The organism is Terrabacter sp. Soil811, assembly GCF_001429655.1.
GTDB lineage: Bacteria > Actinomycetota > Actinomycetes > Actinomycetales > Dermatophilaceae > Terrabacter.
The window spans coordinates 565,862-580,211 of the sequence record NZ_LMSX01000001.1 but is presented as its reverse complement, the minus strand read 5'-3'; the positions used below and the strand labels follow the sequence as shown (position 1 = coordinate 580,211).

Sequence of the window (14,350 nt, the reverse complement as noted above, 5' to 3'; positions counted from 1 at the left end):
GTCGGCGCCAGCCTATCGGTGGCCACACCCGCGTTTGGACCGCGTCCGGGAGTCGGGGACCATGGGGGCATGAACACCCCGTCGACGCCGTCGACACCCCCGGCAGAGACCACCCCCGCTCCGGCGACCGAGTCACCGGAGGCCGCAGGCCCCACCACGCCGGCCGCTCCGCCGAGCCGCTACTCGCTCGGGACCTTCCCCAACATGTTCCGCTCGATGTTCGTCATCGGGCTGTTCGTGCTCGCGCTCGTCGCGATCGTCCCCCGCATCACCCAGGTGCAGCGCCCGGCCGTCGACGCGGCCGGCAAGGCGAGCCAGGTCGCGGCGCAGACGTCGTGGCCGGTCCAGCTGCCGAAGGGCCTCGGCGACGGCTGGGTGCCGACCGTGGCGACGTTTACGCCGGGCACCGAGAAGGTCCAGACCTTCACGACGGTCTGGACGACCCCGAGCGGCAAGGACATCGCCCTGAAGCAGGCGGCGGGCGCGACCCAGGGCTGGGTCGCCCGCTCGGTCGACGACGGGGACGCCGCCGGCACCGTGACGGTCTCGGGGCGCACGTTCGAGAAGTTCGTCGCGAACGATGCGGGCCAGGTCGCCTACGTCGCCCGCGGTGACGGCGCTCGCGGGTTGACGCTCGTGGCGAGCGGCACCGCGCCCGAGGACGAGCTCAAGGCGTTCGTCGCGGCCCTCGCGCCCGTGACGCCCGCGCCCGGCGTGACCCCCGCGCCGTCGACCACGACCGGCTGACCCGACCCCGTCGAGGCCCGTCGGTCGAGGCCCGTCGGTCAGGGGCGGTCGGTCAGGACTCGTCGTCCTCGTCGAAGATCTCGTCGTCGGCGTGCAGCTCGCCGGTCGGTGCTGCGGGAGACGTCGGACGCGTCGCCCGCTCGATCTCGGCCTGGGCACCGTCGAGCCACGTCGCGCAGTGCGCGGCGAGCGCCTCACCGCGACGCCAGAGGTGCATCGAGTCCTCGAGCGGGGCCTGCCCGGCCTCGAGCTGGGCGACGATCGCGATGAGCTCCTCACGGGCGTCCTCGTAGCGCATCCCGGCGATGTCAGGGAAGCCGTCGGTGGTCGTCGCGTCAGCCATGGGCGCCACCCTACGGCGTCGTGGCGTCGCCGCCGCCGGTCGGCTCCGGCGGGGTGTCGGGCCGCTTGCCCGCCCGGGGCGTGCGTGGTGAGGCCGCCTTCCTGGCAGGGGCGCTCGTCGTCTTCCGAGCCGCGGTCCTGCGCGTCGAGGCCTTCGGCGGGGCGTCCTCGGCGCCGGCGGTCACGGGGCGTACGCCGAAGTCGCCGCGAGCGACGCGGACCCGGAGCAGCTCGCCGACCCCGACGTCGTCCTGGTCCATGACGATCCGGCCGTCGCGGTGCTGCACGACGGCATACCCGCGCTCGAGGGTCGACTGGGGGGAGAGGGCCACGACCTGGCGACGGAGGTGCTCGGCCTGGTCGGCGGCGCGGTGCAGTCGGGCCTCGACGCGCGTCGTGGCCCGCGCCCGGAGGGCGGCGACCTCCTGACGACGCGCGCGGACCAGGGCGACCGGGTCGGCCATGACGGGGCGGGAGACGAGGGAGCGCAGCCCGGACCGCTCGGCCTCCACCCGGCGCACGAGCGCGCGGCGCACGCGGTCGCGTGCCGCGTCGACGAGGGCGCGCTCGTGGGCGGCATCGGGGACGACCTTCTTGCCGGCGTCGGTCGGTGTCGAGGCCCGCCAGTCGGCGACGAGGTCGAGCAGCGGGGTGTCGACGTCGTGCCCGATGGCGCTGATGACGGGGGTGCGGGCCTGGGCGACCGCACGGACCATCGCCTCGTTGGAGAAGGGGAGCAGCTCCTCGAGCGCACCACCACCGCGGGCGATGACGATGACGTCGACGGACGGCATCGCGTCGAGCTCGCGCAGCGCCTCGACGACCTCGGTGACGGCCGACGTGCCCTGCACGGCGACCTCGCGGATCTCGAAGACGACGGCGGGCCAACGGCGCCGGGCGTTCTCGACGACGTCCTTCTCGGCCGCGGAGTTGCGTCCGGTGATGAGGCCGACGCGGTGCGGGAGGAAGGGGATCGGTCGCTTGCGTCCCGCGTCGAAGACGCCCTCGGCAGCCAGCGTGCGCTTGAGGATCTCGACGCGGGCGAGGAGGTCGCCGATGCCGACGGGACGGATCTGGCGTGCCTCGAGCTGGAGGGTGCCGCGCTTGGTCCAGAACGTCGGCTTGGCCTGGAGCACGACCCGGGCGCCCTGGGCGAGCGGGATCGGCATGGCGTTGACGGCGTTCATCGGCACGGAGACCGACAGGGACATGTCGACGTCGGGGTCGCGCAGGGTGAGGAACGCCGTGCCGCCGCGTGGGTTGAACTGGACGACCTGGCCCTCGACCCACAGCTGGCTCATCCGGTCGATGTAGTCGGAGATCTTGAGGCTGAGCACCCGCACCGGCCACGGCTGCTCGGCCGTGGTGTCGGCGGCCTTGTCGGGCAGCGGGCTCGTCATGCTCACCCGCGTCACCCTAAAGGTGTTGCCGGGTCGATGTGACGCACCTGGCGTCGGCGCGGGTGATCCCCGAGCCTGACGAGACTGCGCGCTGGGTGGCCGACCGCTACGCGCTCGGTTCGGTCCGCTCGATGGAGTGGGTCGCACGAGGCGCCATGGGCGAGGTCCACCGGCTCGTCACGGACCCGGGTGCGTATGCCGTCAAGCGGGCCTTCTGACGTGAGGACCCTGACGACGTGGTCGAGTCCAGGGCCCGCGTCGAGGTCGTTCGTCGAGCGGTGCCTGGCCGGTCCTCGCCCGCTGCGGCGTCCTCGCGGCCCGGGCGGCGAATCGGGGGCGAGCGGTGCGCCACCGTACGATGGGCCCATGAGCGAGCCAGCCGACCAGACGTCCGCCAAGAAGGTCCTCCTCGCGGCGCCACGCGGCTACTGCGCCGGTGTCGACCGGGCGGTCGTGACCGTCGAGAAGGCCCTCGAGCTCTATGGGCCGCCGGTCTACGTGCGCAAGCAGATCGTGCACAACAAGCACGTCGTCACCACGCTCGAGAAGCGCGGCGCGATCTTCGTCGACGAGACCGACGAGGTGCCCGAGGGTGCCACCGTCATCTTCTCGGCCCACGGGGTGGCCCCCGTCGTGCACGAGGAGGCGCGGGTCCGCAGCCTCAAGACGATCGACGCGACCTGTCCCCTCGTGACGAAGGTGCACCGCGAGGCCGTCCGCTTCGCCGACGACGACTTCGACATCCTCCTCATCGGGCACGAGGGGCACGAGGAGGTCGTGGGCACCGCGGGCGAGGCCCCCGAGCACATCACGCTCGTCGACGGTCCCGCCGACGTCGACAACGTCACCGTGCGCGACCCGGAGAAGGTCGTCTGGCTCTCGCAGACCACCCTGTCGGTCGACGAGACGATGGAGACGGTCGCTCGCCTCAAGGAGAAGTTCCCGGCGCTGCAGAGCCCGCCCTCCGACGACATCTGCTACGCCACCCAGAACCGCCAGCTCGCCGTCAAGCAGATGGCCAAGGACACCGACCTCATGATCGTCGTCGGGTCGCGCAACTCGTCCAACTCGGTGCGCCTCGTGGAGGTCGCGATCGAGCACGGCGCCCGGGACGGGCATCTCGTCGACTTCGCCGACGAGATCGACGAGGCGTGGCTCGACGGTGTCTCGACCGTGGGTGTCACCTCCGGTGCCAGCGTGCCGGAGGTGCTCGTGCGTGACGTGCTGACGTGGCTCGCGGAGCGGGGCTACGGCGAGGTCGAGGCGGTCATCGCCGCCGAGGAGTCGCTGCTCTTCTCGCTGCCCAACGAGCTGCGCCGTGACCTCAAGGCCGCCAAGGGCGAGGACGCCGGCACGGTGCGCCACGACGCCGCCTTCGAGGACTCCGGCTCGCTCCACTGACGCGATGACGCCCTCGCGTCCCCGCCGCCCCGTCAGCCGCCGAGCGCCGTGGTCAGGGCCGGCTGGAGGTCCTCGACCGTCTCGGTCGAGACGTACTGGCCACCCGTGATCGCCACGACCTGGCGCATCGCTGCCGCGTCCGCGCGACCGCCGATGCCGAGCACGACGACCCGGACCGGCCGCTTCGGGTCCTTCGCGGCGGCGAGACGCTTCTTGAGCAGCTCGAGGGTCAGGCCGTAGTCGTCCTCGTTGGGGCCGTCGGCGACGATGACGAGGGTGTTGGCGTAGCCGGGCCGCCACGCGGACCGAGCGCGGTCGTAGGCGGCGGCGATGGTGTCGTAGAGCCCGCTCCCGCCGCCGACGTAGGTGTCGAGCCGTGCGACGGCGTCGTCCAGCGCGCCGAGGCTCTTGCTGACGCCGAGCCTGCCGTAGTCGGTCAGCTGCCGGTAGTCGTCGGCGCGGCTGCCGACGTGGAGCGAGTAGATCCACAGGGACGCCATCGTCGTCGGGGAGACGGCGGCCACGGCGCGGGCCGTCGACTTCTGCACGATCGCGAGACGGGTGCCGTTGTCGGTGCGCTCGAGCATCGAGCCGGAGACGTCGACGGCGAGCAGGGCCTGGGTCTTCTTCGCTGCGGCATTCCAGAGGCCGGCGGCCTTCGTGAGCGAGGCGCCCTCGGCCTCACCGGCCACGTGGATCTCGCCGTACAGCGGCGACGGATCCTTGGGGTCGCCATCGGCCGTGCGGAATCCGCTGTCCTGCAGGACCTTCCGCGTGTCCGCCGATGTGAGGTAGTGCTCCAGCGCGGTGACGGGACCGGTCTTGTCCGGATCCTTCGTCAGCGACACGAGGGAGTACTCCAGGGCCGGGGCTCCCTCGGACGGCGCCACGGCCGCCAGCGCCTGGTCGGGGTGGGCGGTGTTCCACGCGACGAGCTGCGCCTGCGAGACGACGGCCCCGACGCTGCGCCCGGCCGTCGCGATGCCGGCGAGAGACACGCCGCCGGTGCCCGTGGGCGCGGACGTCGCCGCGAGCGCGCGCAGCCGGGCGTCCGGGAGCGACGTCGACGCGACGCCGAGCGCGATCCGGGCGATCGCCGACCGGTTCGGGTCGGGGATGCGCATCGGCACCGGACCGCCGAGCAGGTCGGCCCAGCGCAGGCGGCTGCCGAGGCCGGACGCGGTCTCGTCCTTCATCGCCACGAGGACGGCGCTCGAGGCGAAGGGCTCGCCGGGCGTGACCGGGGAACCGGAGACAGCGTTCGCACGCCCGACCCAGACGGACGAGTCGGTGATCCAGGCGTCGGGGCGCCCCGCACCACCGAGCGACCCTGCGACCGAGAAGGGCTCCTCGGAGTCGATCGTGTAGGCCGCGCACGGGCCGTCCGACCGTGCAGCGAGGGAGTCGGCGGCGGCGGCCACGGCGGGCGCGATGGCCGGGGCCACGGACACCCGGACCTTGACCGGGTCGGCGCACGACGTCGGCTGGGCAGCGGTGGTGGGCAGGGCGGTCGGGACCTCACGGAGTCCGACGTAGCGGAAGGCGCCGTAGCCGACGCCGGCGACCACCGCGAGGGTCGCGACGGCCGCGATGACGCGCGTGCGACGGCGCCGGCGGGCATGCTCGCGCTCGGCCGCCTCGAGACGCTCCCGCGACTCGCGCAGGCTCTGCTCGTACGGACCGATGCGCCGGGTCGGCGCGCTGGAGTCCTCCGGACCCGGGCCCCCCGCCCCGGTCACGATCTACCCAATCCCACGCGCGTATTGTCCGCGGCGCCGTAGCAGGTGTCCACTTCCCGGACAAATCGGACATCGCCGTCCGCGACCCGAACTGCCTGCCGCACAGGGGCGCCCACGGCTGCCACCCCGACGAGCCGACGACCACGCTCCCGCGTCGACCGGCCGCGCCGGACGGTCCGGCTCAGGCGGACTGCTCGCGGGGGTCGTCGTCGGACCCCTGACGGGAGTCGACGCCGGCGGCGCCTGTGCCCCCCTGGCCAACTGCCCCGCTGCGCCCGACGGCATGGCCGAGGAACGCGTCGTCCCGGGCCGTGCGCCCGAGGTCGTCGGTCAGCTCCGCCGCGCTGAGCGAGCGCGGCGCGACCTCGAGCGGCTCGAGGGTCGGGGGCGCGTCGGTGGTCAGGTGCAGCTCGTGCATGCGTCGCGCCGTGACGAGCACCCGCGACTCGAGGGTGCCGACGAACCGGTTGTACTGCTCGACGGAGCGCGAGAGGGACTGGCCCATCGTCGTCACGTGCCCGCCGAGGGTCGTCAGACGCGCATAGAGGTCCTGGCCGATGACGAGCAGCTCGCGGGCGTTCTGCTCGAGGGCGTCCTGCTGCCAGATCGCCCCGATGGTGCGCAGCACGGCGAAGAGCGTGCCCGGGGAGGCGAGGACGACCTTGCGCGAGAGGGCGTGCTCGTAGAGGCCGGGGTCGTCGGAGAGGGCGGTCGCGAGGATCGCCTCGCCGGGGACGAAGCAGATGACGACCTCGGGGGAGCGGGTGAAGGCCGTCCAGTACGCCTTGGCGGCCAGGCCCTCGACGTGCCGCCGCAGCGAGGTGGCGTGGGCGGCGAGCAGCTCGGCACGCTCGACCTCGGACACGGTGTCGCCGTGGGCCTGGAGGAAGTGCGCCATCGGCGCCTTCGAGTCGACGACGACGTGACGGGAGCCGGGCAGGTTGATGACCGCGTCGGGTCGCACCGTCGCGCCGTGCCGGCTGACGCGCGTCACCTGCTCGTCGAAGTCGCAGCGGGCGATGAGGCCCGCCAGCTCGAGCACGCGCCTCAGCTGGACCTCGCCCCAGGCGCCGCGGACGGTGGAGGCGTTGAGGGCGCTCGCGAGCGTCGCCGTCTCGGAGCGGAGTGACTCGGTCGAGCGGCTCACCTCGGTGAGGCGCTCGCCCAGCTGGCCGAACTGGAGCGACCGGTCGCGCTCGAGCGCCCCGACCTGGCGCTCGACCCGGCCGATGGTGTCGCGCAGCGGGGCGAGCAGGCTCGCGGTCGTGTCGTCGACGTCGCGGGCGGCCTCGAGGTCGGCCACGCGCTCCCGGAGCACGTCACGCTCGGCCTCGGCGCCGGCCGACCGGGCCAGCAGGGCGGAGCGGGCCGAGAGCCAGGCGAGCAGGCCCCCGACGAGTGCCCCGATGACGAGGCCGACGAGCAGAGCGGTGAGGTCCATGCGAGCACCGTCCCAGACGGCGCCGACACCGTGGGGACGCGACACCCGGCCACGTCCCAGACGGCTGCGGCGGGCGGGACGTGGCGGACGGCATACGCCCGGGGTGGGCGGCGCGTCGGGGACGTCTGTTACACCTTGTCCGTGAGCGAGTACGACGACGCGACCCGGCTCGAGACCGGCGACGACCCCACGCAGCGGCACGGCACCTTCCACGAGGAGTGGATGATCGGCAACGCCGTCAACGGCGGCCTCGTCATGACGACCGCCCTCCGGGCGCTCGGCGAGCACCTCGCCTCCGACCCGACCGAGACGACCGAGCACGTCGACCCCGTCGTGCTGTCGGCGTACTTCATGACCGCCTCGCAGCCCGGGCCGTTCACCGTCACCACCGAGGTGATGCGGTGCGGCCGGAAGCTCTCGACGGGGCAGATGACGATCCACCAGACCGGCGACGACGGCCGGCCCGTCGAGCGGATGCGCGCCATCGGCTCGTTCGGCAACCTCACCGACCTCGACGTGCAGCGCCAGGCGAGCCCGCCCGAGATGCCGCCGCCCGAGCAGTGCGTCTCGGCCGAGCAGGCGCCGCCCGACTTCCTCGCCAACGCGAAGTTCCTCGAGCGTCTCGACCTGCGGCTCGACCCGAGCACGGCCGGGTGGGCGCTCGGCAAGCCCTCGATGCGCGGGGTCATGCGCGGCTGGCTGCGGCTGCGCGACGGCCGCGAGCCCGACACGACGATGCTCATGATGGCGCTCGACGCCCTTCCCCCCGTGGCCTTCGAGCTCGGCCTGTTCGGGTGGACGCCGACGCTCGAGTTCACCGGCCACGTGCGTCGTCGGCCCGAGCCGGGCTGGCTGCAGGTGACGCTCGGCAGCGACACCCTCGGCGGCGGGATGATGGAGGAGGACGCGATGATCTGGGACTCCGCCGGCAACCTCGTCGCGCAGTCCCGCCAGCTGTGCGGCGTGCGGCTGCCCAAGGCCGGCGGGTGAGCGTCGAGCTCGTCTACGAGACCCATTCGATCACCGAGGACAACGAGGCCGGGGTCGCGACCGGCTGGCTCCCCGGTCGTCTCTCGGAGGAGGGTCGTCGTCTCGCCGTCGAGCTCGGGCGACGGCGACCCGCGGCCGGGTTCGCCGTGGTCTACACCTCGGACCTGGCCCGTGCCGTCGAGACGGCCGAGCTCGCCTACGGCGGCACCGACGTGCCCCGGCACGCCGACGCCCGGCTCCGCGAGTGCGACTACGGCCGGCTGAACGGGGGGCCCGTCGCCGACCTCGAACGCGTGCGGCTCGACCACGTCGACGTGCCCTTCCCGGGCGGCGGCCAGAGCTACCGCGACGTCGTCGACGCGACGGCGGACGTGCTGCGCGACCTGCGGCGCGACCACGACGGCGAGCGTGTGCTCCTCATCGCCCACTCCGCCAACCGCTGGGCGCTCCAGCACCTGCTCGACGGGGTGCCGCTCGAGCAGCTCGTCACCGCGCCCTTCGCGTGGCAGCCCGGCTGGGACTGGACGCTGGGGTGAGCGGGGGAGGGCGGCATACGCCCTCGTGGTCGGAGCCGGGCCCGATCGCCACTAAACTCTTGTCCTCGTGGCACTCACCATCGGAATCGTCGGTCTCCCCAACGTCGGCAAGTCGACGCTCTTCAACGCGCTGACCAAGAACAACGTGCTCGCCGCGAACTACCCGTTCGCGACGATCGAGCCCAACGTCGGCGTCGTCCCGCTGCCGGACTCGCGCCTCGGCGCGCTCGCCGAGATCTTCGGCTCGGAGAAGATCCTCCCGGCCACGGTGAGCTTCGTCGACATCGCCGGCATCGTCCGCGGCGCCTCCGAGGGGGAGGGGCTCGGCAACAAGTTTCTCGCCAACATCCGTGAGGCCGACGCGATCTGCCAGGTCGTCCGCGCCTTCGAGGACGGCGACGTCGTCCACGTCGACGGCAAGGTGAGTCCCGCGAGCGACATCGAGACGATCCACACCGAGCTCATCCTCGCCGACCTCCAGACGCTCGAGAAGGCCGTGCCCCGCCTCGAGAAGGAGGCCAGGGTCAACAAGGACAGGAAGGCCGCCGTCGACCTCGCGGTCGCCGCGCAGAAGGTCCTTGAGGAGGGTCACACGCTGTATGCCGCCGGGCCGCCCGCAGGGGTGGACCTGGCCGAGGCGAAGCAGCTCGGTCTGCTGACGACCAAGCCCTTCATCTACGTCTTCAACCTCGACGAGGACCAGCTCGCCGACGCGGACCTCCAGGCGTCGCTGCGTGAGCTCGCGGCACCGGCTGATGCCGTCTTCCTCAACGCCAAGCTCGAGATGGACCTCATGGAGATGGAGCCCGACGAGGCGCTCGAGCTGCTCCAGAGCTTCGGCGCCGAGGAGTCCGGCATGGACCAGCTGGCCCGCACCGGCTTCCACACGCTCGGGCTGCAGACCTACCTCACGGCCGGCCCCAAGGAGTCGCGTGCGTGGACGATCGGCAAGGGGTGGACCGCCCCGATGGCCGCCGGCGTCATCCACACCGACTTCCAGCGCGGCTTCATCAAGGCCGAGGTCGTCTCGTTCGACGACCTCGTCTCAGCGGGGAACATGAACGCCGCCAAGGCCGCCGGCAAGGTCCGCATCGAGGGCAAGGACTACGTCATGGCCGACGGCGACGTCGTGGAGTTCCGACACTCTGCAACTACTAAGTAACGGGTCGGGGGAGTGGGGCGGTGTTTGGAATCAGGTGGCGTCTGTCGGCCGCCGCACAGCAGTTCGCATGTAGTCGGTACATGGGGGGCGTCCAGCGACTTCAGACCCTACGCAGACTGGGCATGGTAGGAATCGGCAATTGTTGGATCGAGCCTGGCGTCGAATTCCGGTTTCGCGACATCCAGATCGGGGACGGCTCCTATATCAACACCGGCAGCTTCTTCGAGGGCGACCCCCCGGTTGTGATCGGTCGTAACGTCGCGGTCGGGCCATACTGCCGGGTGCTGACTCGCTCGCATGAGTTGGATCGCGGTGAACGTCGAGCGGGACCACTAACCTATGGATCGGTCACCATAGGCGACGGCACCTGGATCGGTGCCAGCGTCACGATCCTGCCAGGAGTCGATGTCGCGCCCGGGTGTGTGATAGCGGCCGGGGCGGTGGTCGCCAAGTCGACCGCGCCCGACGGTTTGTATGCAGGGGTCCCGGCGCATCGGATCCGTGACCTTCAATCTCACCATGGTAAGCCCGGCTAGAACCGTACGAACGGACGGCGACGTCGTGGAGTTCCGCTTCAACGTCTGAGCGGGCTCACACCCAGGGTCGGTCCGCGCTGTCACGCATGCGTTTGACCGCGAGGAGCTCCCGGCTGCCGCACCGCTGGCAGACGATCACGTCCTTGTCACCCGGCTGGCGTCGATACATGTGCCCCATGACCCAGCACGGGGCGTTCCTCAGTCGCATGATCGGTCCTCTCGCCCGCGCTCAACAGCCGCCGCTGCCGTCGCCACCGCAGCCGCCGCCGTCGAAGCCGCCGCCGTCGAAGCCGCCGGAGAATCCCCCGCCGAACCCGTCGCCGTTGGCGTAGCCCCAACCGCTCTCGGCCCCGAAGCCGGCGGAGTCCCATCGACCTGCGCCGAGCCCGGTGCCTCGCGCACCGGGACGGTGCCTACCGCACTCCGTGCAGGTGCGGCCGTGTGTCGGGTCGTCCGCCGCAGGCTCCCAGCGGTGCCGGCCGATCATGCACGTGAAGCTCTTGGTCGTGTCCATGCCTCAGGATCGGCCGCCACCGGCCCTGCCGTCTGTGCGCGTCGCTACACATGGCGAGGTTCCCTGCTCGTGACGACCCGTGGACAGCGAGCCGTGACCGCCGGTGAGGCCTGCGAGGGCTCGCCCGTGAAAAAAGCAGATCCCCGACCAGAAGGTCGGGGATCTGCGCGGGACCGAAGTCACCGAAGGCTGTGGGGGGTCAGATGCCCTTGACCTTCTCCGCCTGGGGGCCCTTCGGGCCCTGCGTGACGTCGAACTCGACCTTCTGGCCCTCCTGGAGCTCGCGGTAGCCGCCGCTCTCGATGGCCGAGTAGTGAACGAAGACATCGGCGCCGCCGCCGTCCTGCTCAATGAAGCCGAAGCCCTTTTCGCTGTTGAACCACTTCACGGTGCCTGTTGCCACTGGTGTTGCCTCTTCTTGTCTGCGAGGCCTCCCGTGCGGAGACCTCAGGCTGCCGCTGGTCACGACGGGCGCGTCACGCGAACCTTCGCGCAGCAGCTTCGTCGTGCCGAGCCCGCACATGACGGACTGGGACGGCAACTGGGAACGAAGGTAGCAGTCCCAGGCTCCCCTGACCCCGTCCCGGTGGGTGCGAGCCCAGTGTGTCCGGGCTTCGAGATGCGCCGGGGACCGCGTGGCGCACGGTTCACGTGTACTCGGTGCCGCTCCTGCGTCGCAGTTCCGACGAAGGCCTGTCGGACGCGACAGCGACGAGTAGCGTTCGTGGGAGTCACATCGGGCCCGGACGAGGGAGATCGAGATGCCGAACCAGGCAGACGGAGCACTGCTCGTGCAGGTGGCCCAGTGGGGCTCCACGATGGGCATCGAGGAGGCCCAGCAGGCGATCTGGTCCGACGACTTCGACCCCGAGACCGCCACCACCGACGACGTGCTCGTCTCCCGAGTCCTCAACTGGGGCGAAACCATCGGGACGCTCACGAAGAACGGGCTCCTCGACACCGACCTCGTCCTCGACTGGCTCTGGATGTCGGGACTGTGGTCGCGCGTCGGGCCCGCAGCCAGGAAGCTGCGCGAAGAGCACGGCGTGCCTGAGCTGTACGAGAACTTCGAGGCCCTGGCCACGCGGCAGGTTTGACGCGCCACCTCCGACACTCAGTGGCCGGCGACGCCGGTGTGGCGGGCGAGCGTCGAGCCGTAGGTGCCTGCGCCGGGACTGCGGACGAAGAGCGAAGGGTCGACCTGCGCGGCCTCCGGAGAGTTGGCGAAGCCTGCGAGCCATTCCGTGACCGCAGGTGACCCGGCCACCGCGGCGGCGACGGACGCGAGGAGCGAGTGCGCGTAGAGCAGCGCGCCACCCCCAGCGGCGCCGGAACCGACCGCGTGCCCTTCGGTGACACCCTGGCCCGGGCGGCGCAGGATCCTGACCAGATGTCCATGGTCGAGCAGCTCCGCCGAGAAGGCGGCCTGGGCGAGGTCGGCCGGCTCTGCCGTCGGCGGCCGCAGTCCCTCCGGCAGGTCGTGGTCGAGACGCAGGAAGAGAGCCTGCGACTGCTCCGACGAGAGCGTGGCGAAGGCTTCGCGGTGTGCCTGGCGGAGCGCGTCCGAGGATGCGACGCGCAGCAGGAAGGCGTATCGGGCGACGTCCAGCGCCTGCCCGTCGGATGCGTCGTCACCGTGCTTCCGTGGCCGGACCTTGCCGAGCCTGTCGCCAATCCCCATGAGCACTCCTCGAGCACCACGCGTCGTCGACGCGGACCATCCTGACCCGTCGATCGTCCTCCGGTGTCGTGCGAGGGGACAAGGGGCTGGGCCACCCTCGTCCCGGTGCGTCGCCGGTCGACGCTAGGGTTCGGCGCCATGAGCGACGTGACGATCCTGCACAACAACCGCTGCTCGACGTCCCGGGCTGCCGTCGAGCGCCTCGACGACGCGCACGTCGCGGCCGAGGTCGTCGACTACCTGCGCCACCCGCTCGACGCGGCCGCGCTGGGCGACCTGCTCGACAAGCTCGAGGACCCACCGACCGACCTCGTCCGCCGCGACGCGCACTTCGCCGAGCTCGGGCTGACCGACGCCGACGTCGAGACCCGCGATCAGGTCGTCGCCGTCCTGGCCGAGCACCCGCGGCTGCTCCAGCGACCCGTCCTCGTCAAGGGTGACCGCGCCATCATCGGCCGGCCGAAGGAGCGGGTTGCGGCCTTCCTCGCCGACTGAGCTCAGTCGAGGCCGAGCCCGCGGCGTCCCGTCTCGTTGAGCTGCTCGGGGGCGAACCGGTCGGGCCAGCTGCGCTCGTAGTCCTCCTCCGGGAAGTCGCTCGGGCTGGAACCGCTGAGGAACGCCTCACGCACGCTGGCGGCATACCGCTCGTTGCGCTCGCACCATGGCGCGGCGGGGATGTACATGACGTTGCCCCAGCCCTGCTGGTCGGTGACGGGCGCGACGCTGTGGATCATGTCGCAGTGCCACCAGACGGAGTCGCCGGCGCGCACGTCCGGGATGCCGCTCAGGGCCTCGAGCAGGAGCGGGTGCCACCGCTCGCTGGCCGGGAACACCTGGTTCGTCGTGACCCCGCACATGTCGTCGTTCGGGACGTCGTCGAGCAGCGGGCGGAGCATGAGGTATGCCATCGCCTCGGGGATCGGGACCGTGTGCAGGACGCCCTGGTCGTGGTCCATGTCGGACAGCGCGGTCCAGCCCTGGAAGGTGCGGAAGGCGGAGCACATCGTCGTGCCCGGGTACTGCGGGCCGGAGGTCCGGTGGGCCGCGTCCCACGGGTCGTACTGCTCGACGCTGCCGTCGAAGAGGTGACGGAAGGCCTTCTGGTAGCCCTGGGTCATCCAGAGGTCGAGCGTGCCCGGGTCGCAGTGGGTGCCGAGGCCCTTGGAGTCGGCACCCGGCGGGCGTCGGCGGATCCGGTCGGGGTAGAGGGAGTCGCGGTCGGGGTCGAACCACTGCACGCCGTCGGACTCGTGTGTCCACTGCGCGTTGAGCAGCGACTGGACCGTGGCCATGCGCTCGCTCTGTCGTGCCTCCATCTGCGCGGGGGACCAGTAGACGGGGTAGATCTCGGGCTTCGAGCCGACGCTGCCGAAGAAGTCGTCGCCCGGCCCCCGGTAGCTCTCGAAGAAGGCGTTGCCCTCGACGTAGTCGACGATGCCGGCATCCCAGGCGAGCGCCTGCTCGCGCGGGAAGTGGCCCCGGACGACGAGGCAGCCGCGCCGGCGGAGCGCCTCGAGCTGCTCCGGCGTGACCGCGCCCTGCTCGATGTCGGCGTAGTCGATGACGGGCCAGACGTCCTCGCCGCGCTCGCGGGCCGCGCGGATCTCGGCGACGCGCTCGGCGACACGCGCCTCGACGACCGCGAACACCTCGGCGACGGTGCGGCCGGACGCCTCGATGCGCGCCCGGATCGCGCTCTTGACCTCACGGATCGCCGCGGGCAGGTCGTCGGGCGGGGTCTCCCAGTGCGGGAGGTCGGTGTCGGCGGGGGTGATGTGCGTGGTGGTCATGGTGGTTCCTTTGGTCAGGACTCCTTACGAAGAACGACGGTAGCGCGTCGCGACGCATTTGGGCAAGAGTC

17 protein-coding genes are annotated in these 14,350 nt (G+C 71.7%); 9 read left to right on the top strand and 8 right to left on the bottom strand.

Annotated elements, in window-relative coordinates; translation table 11 throughout:
• Positions 1–69 precede the first annotated feature (69 nt).
• Complete coding sequence (locus ASH01_RS02600) at positions 70–747, top strand: DUF4245 domain-containing protein (RefSeq protein ID WP_056770984.1); 678 nt, start codon at positions 70–72, stop codon at positions 745–747.
• 52 nt (positions 748–799) lie between these two features.
• Here ASH01_RS02600 and ASH01_RS02595 read toward each other — a convergent pair whose 3' ends face one another.
• Positions 800–1,090, bottom strand: coding sequence for an exodeoxyribonuclease VII small subunit (locus ASH01_RS02595; RefSeq protein WP_056770982.1), 291 nt, complete (start codon positions 1,088–1,090; stop codon positions 800–802).
• 10 nt (positions 1,091–1,100) lie between these two features.
• Positions 1,101–2,489, bottom strand: a complete 1,389-nt coding sequence (xseA, locus tag ASH01_RS02590; protein WP_056772604.1) for an exodeoxyribonuclease VII large subunit — start codon at positions 2,487–2,489, stop codon at positions 1,101–1,103.
• A gap of 95 nt (positions 2,490–2,584) precedes the next feature.
• Here xseA and ASH01_RS23825 point away from each other — a divergent pair, with 95 nt between their 5' ends.
• Together ASH01_RS23825 and ASH01_RS02585 are read left to right on the top strand one after the other, a co-directional pair.
• Entirely contained in the window at positions 2,585–2,707 is a 123-nt protein-coding gene (locus ASH01_RS23825) for a hypothetical protein (RefSeq protein ID WP_268807393.1), read from the top strand.
• A 148-nt stretch (positions 2,708–2,855) separates the two neighbouring features.
• Positions 2,856–3,890, top strand: coding sequence for a 4-hydroxy-3-methylbut-2-enyl diphosphate reductase (locus tag ASH01_RS02585; RefSeq protein WP_056770981.1), 1,035 nt, complete (start codon positions 2,856–2,858; stop codon positions 3,888–3,890).
• A 32-nt stretch (positions 3,891–3,922) separates the two neighbouring features.
• Here ASH01_RS02585 and ASH01_RS02580 read toward each other — a convergent pair whose 3' ends face one another.
• The gene (locus ASH01_RS02580) at positions 3,923–5,629 is read right to left on the bottom strand and encodes a substrate-binding domain-containing protein (protein WP_056770978.1); all 1,707 of its coding nucleotides are present in this window, start codon (positions 5,627–5,629) and stop codon (positions 3,923–3,925) included.
• A gap of 181 nt (positions 5,630–5,810) precedes the next feature.
• Positions 5,811–7,070 (bottom strand): DNA recombination protein RmuC, encoded by a 1,260-nt coding sequence (locus ASH01_RS02575; protein ID WP_056772601.1) that lies wholly within the window; start codon positions 7,068–7,070, stop codon positions 5,811–5,813.
• A gap of 141 nt (positions 7,071–7,211) precedes the next feature.
• Here ASH01_RS02575 and ASH01_RS02570 point away from each other — a divergent pair, with 141 nt between their 5' ends.
• The 4 genes from ASH01_RS02570 (at position 7,212) to ASH01_RS22335 (ending at position 10,294) form a co-directional block, all read left to right on the top strand.
• Positions 7,212–8,060, top strand: a complete 849-nt coding sequence (locus ASH01_RS02570; RefSeq protein WP_056770975.1) for a thioesterase family protein — start codon at positions 7,212–7,214, stop codon at positions 8,058–8,060.
• Entirely contained in the window at positions 8,057–8,596 is a 540-nt protein-coding gene (locus ASH01_RS02565) for a histidine phosphatase family protein (RefSeq protein ID WP_056770969.1), read from the top strand. Before ASH01_RS02570 ends, ASH01_RS02565 begins: the two co-directional genes overlap by 4 nt.
• 67 nt (positions 8,597–8,663) lie before the next feature.
• Entirely contained in the window at positions 8,664–9,758 is a 1,095-nt protein-coding gene (gene ychF / locus ASH01_RS02560; protein ID WP_056770966.1) for a redox-regulated ATPase YchF, read from the top strand.
• Between the two features lie 122 nt (positions 9,759–9,880).
• Positions 9,881–10,294, top strand: coding sequence for an acyltransferase (locus ASH01_RS22335; RefSeq protein ID WP_162263855.1), 414 nt, complete (start codon positions 9,881–9,883; stop codon positions 10,292–10,294).
• Positions 10,295–10,523: 229 nt separating this feature from the next.
• Here the strand turns inward: ASH01_RS22335 and ASH01_RS23310 are convergent, their stop codons facing one another.
• A complete protein-coding gene (locus ASH01_RS23310; protein WP_056770963.1) occupies positions 10,524–10,808 on the bottom strand; it encodes a hypothetical protein in 285 nt (94 codons plus the stop codon).
• A gap of 199 nt (positions 10,809–11,007) precedes the next feature.
• On the bottom strand, positions 11,008–11,211 hold the full coding sequence (locus ASH01_RS02550; RefSeq protein WP_009777120.1) for a cold-shock protein: 204 nt from the start codon (positions 11,209–11,211) through the stop codon (positions 11,008–11,010).
• A gap of 358 nt (positions 11,212–11,569) precedes the next feature.
• On the opposite strand from ASH01_RS02550, the gene ASH01_RS02545 reads away from it, so the two are divergent.
• Entirely contained in the window at positions 11,570–11,905 is a 336-nt protein-coding gene (locus ASH01_RS02545) for a DUF4760 domain-containing protein (protein ID WP_056770961.1), read from the top strand.
• Positions 11,906–11,922: 17 nt separating this feature from the next.
• Here the strand turns inward: ASH01_RS02545 and ASH01_RS02540 are convergent, their stop codons facing one another.
• On the bottom strand, positions 11,923–12,489 hold the full coding sequence (locus ASH01_RS02540; RefSeq protein WP_156415387.1) for a hypothetical protein: 567 nt from the start codon (positions 12,487–12,489) through the stop codon (positions 11,923–11,925).
• A gap of 138 nt (positions 12,490–12,627) precedes the next feature.
• Here ASH01_RS02540 and ASH01_RS02535 point away from each other — a divergent pair, with 138 nt between their 5' ends.
• Positions 12,628–12,984 (top strand): ArsC/Spx/MgsR family protein, encoded by a 357-nt coding sequence (locus tag ASH01_RS02535; RefSeq protein WP_056770955.1) that lies wholly within the window; start codon positions 12,628–12,630, stop codon positions 12,982–12,984.
• A gap of 2 nt (positions 12,985–12,986) precedes the next feature.
• Here the strand turns inward: ASH01_RS02535 and ASH01_RS02530 are convergent, their stop codons facing one another.
• The gene (locus ASH01_RS02530; protein ID WP_056770954.1) at positions 12,987–14,279 is read right to left on the bottom strand and encodes a DUF1479 domain-containing protein; all 1,293 of its coding nucleotides are present in this window, start codon (positions 14,277–14,279) and stop codon (positions 12,987–12,989) included.
• Positions 14,280–14,350: the final 71 nt, after the last annotated feature.

Excerpts from the sequence above, each read along its gene's own strand:
- ASH01_RS02535 (WP_056770955.1), top strand. The coding sequence starts at position 12,628 with ATGAGCGACGTGACGATCCTGCACAACAACCGCTGCTCGACGTCCCGG.
- ASH01_RS23310 (WP_056770963.1), bottom strand. The coding sequence starts at position 10,808 with ATGGACACGACCAAGAGCTTCACGTGCATGATCGGCCGGCACCGCTGG.
- ASH01_RS02530 (WP_056770954.1), bottom strand. The coding sequence starts at position 14,279 with ATGACCACCACGCACATCACCCCCGCCGACACCGACCTCCCGCACTGG.
- ASH01_RS02545 (WP_056770961.1), top strand. The coding sequence starts at position 11,570 with ATGCCGAACCAGGCAGACGGAGCACTGCTCGTGCAGGTGGCCCAGTGG.
- ASH01_RS02600 (WP_056770984.1), top strand. The coding sequence starts at position 70 with ATGAACACCCCGTCGACGCCGTCGACACCCCCGGCAGAGACCACCCCC.
- ASH01_RS02585 (WP_056770981.1), top strand. The coding sequence starts at position 2,856 with ATGAGCGAGCCAGCCGACCAGACGTCCGCCAAGAAGGTCCTCCTCGCG.
- ASH01_RS02540 (WP_156415387.1), bottom strand. The coding sequence starts at position 12,489 with ATGGGGATTGGCGACAGGCTCGGCAAGGTCCGGCCACGGAAGCACGGT.
- ASH01_RS22335 (WP_162263855.1), top strand. The coding sequence starts at position 9,881 with ATGGTAGGAATCGGCAATTGTTGGATCGAGCCTGGCGTCGAATTCCGG.
- xseA (WP_056772604.1), bottom strand. The coding sequence starts at position 2,489 with ATGACGAGCCCGCTGCCCGACAAGGCCGCCGACACCACGGCCGAGCAG.
- ASH01_RS02575 (WP_056772601.1), bottom strand. The coding sequence starts at position 7,070 with ATGGACCTCACCGCTCTGCTCGTCGGCCTCGTCATCGGGGCACTCGTC.
- ASH01_RS02595 (WP_056770982.1), bottom strand. The coding sequence starts at position 1,090 with ATGGCTGACGCGACGACCACCGACGGCTTCCCTGACATCGCCGGGATG.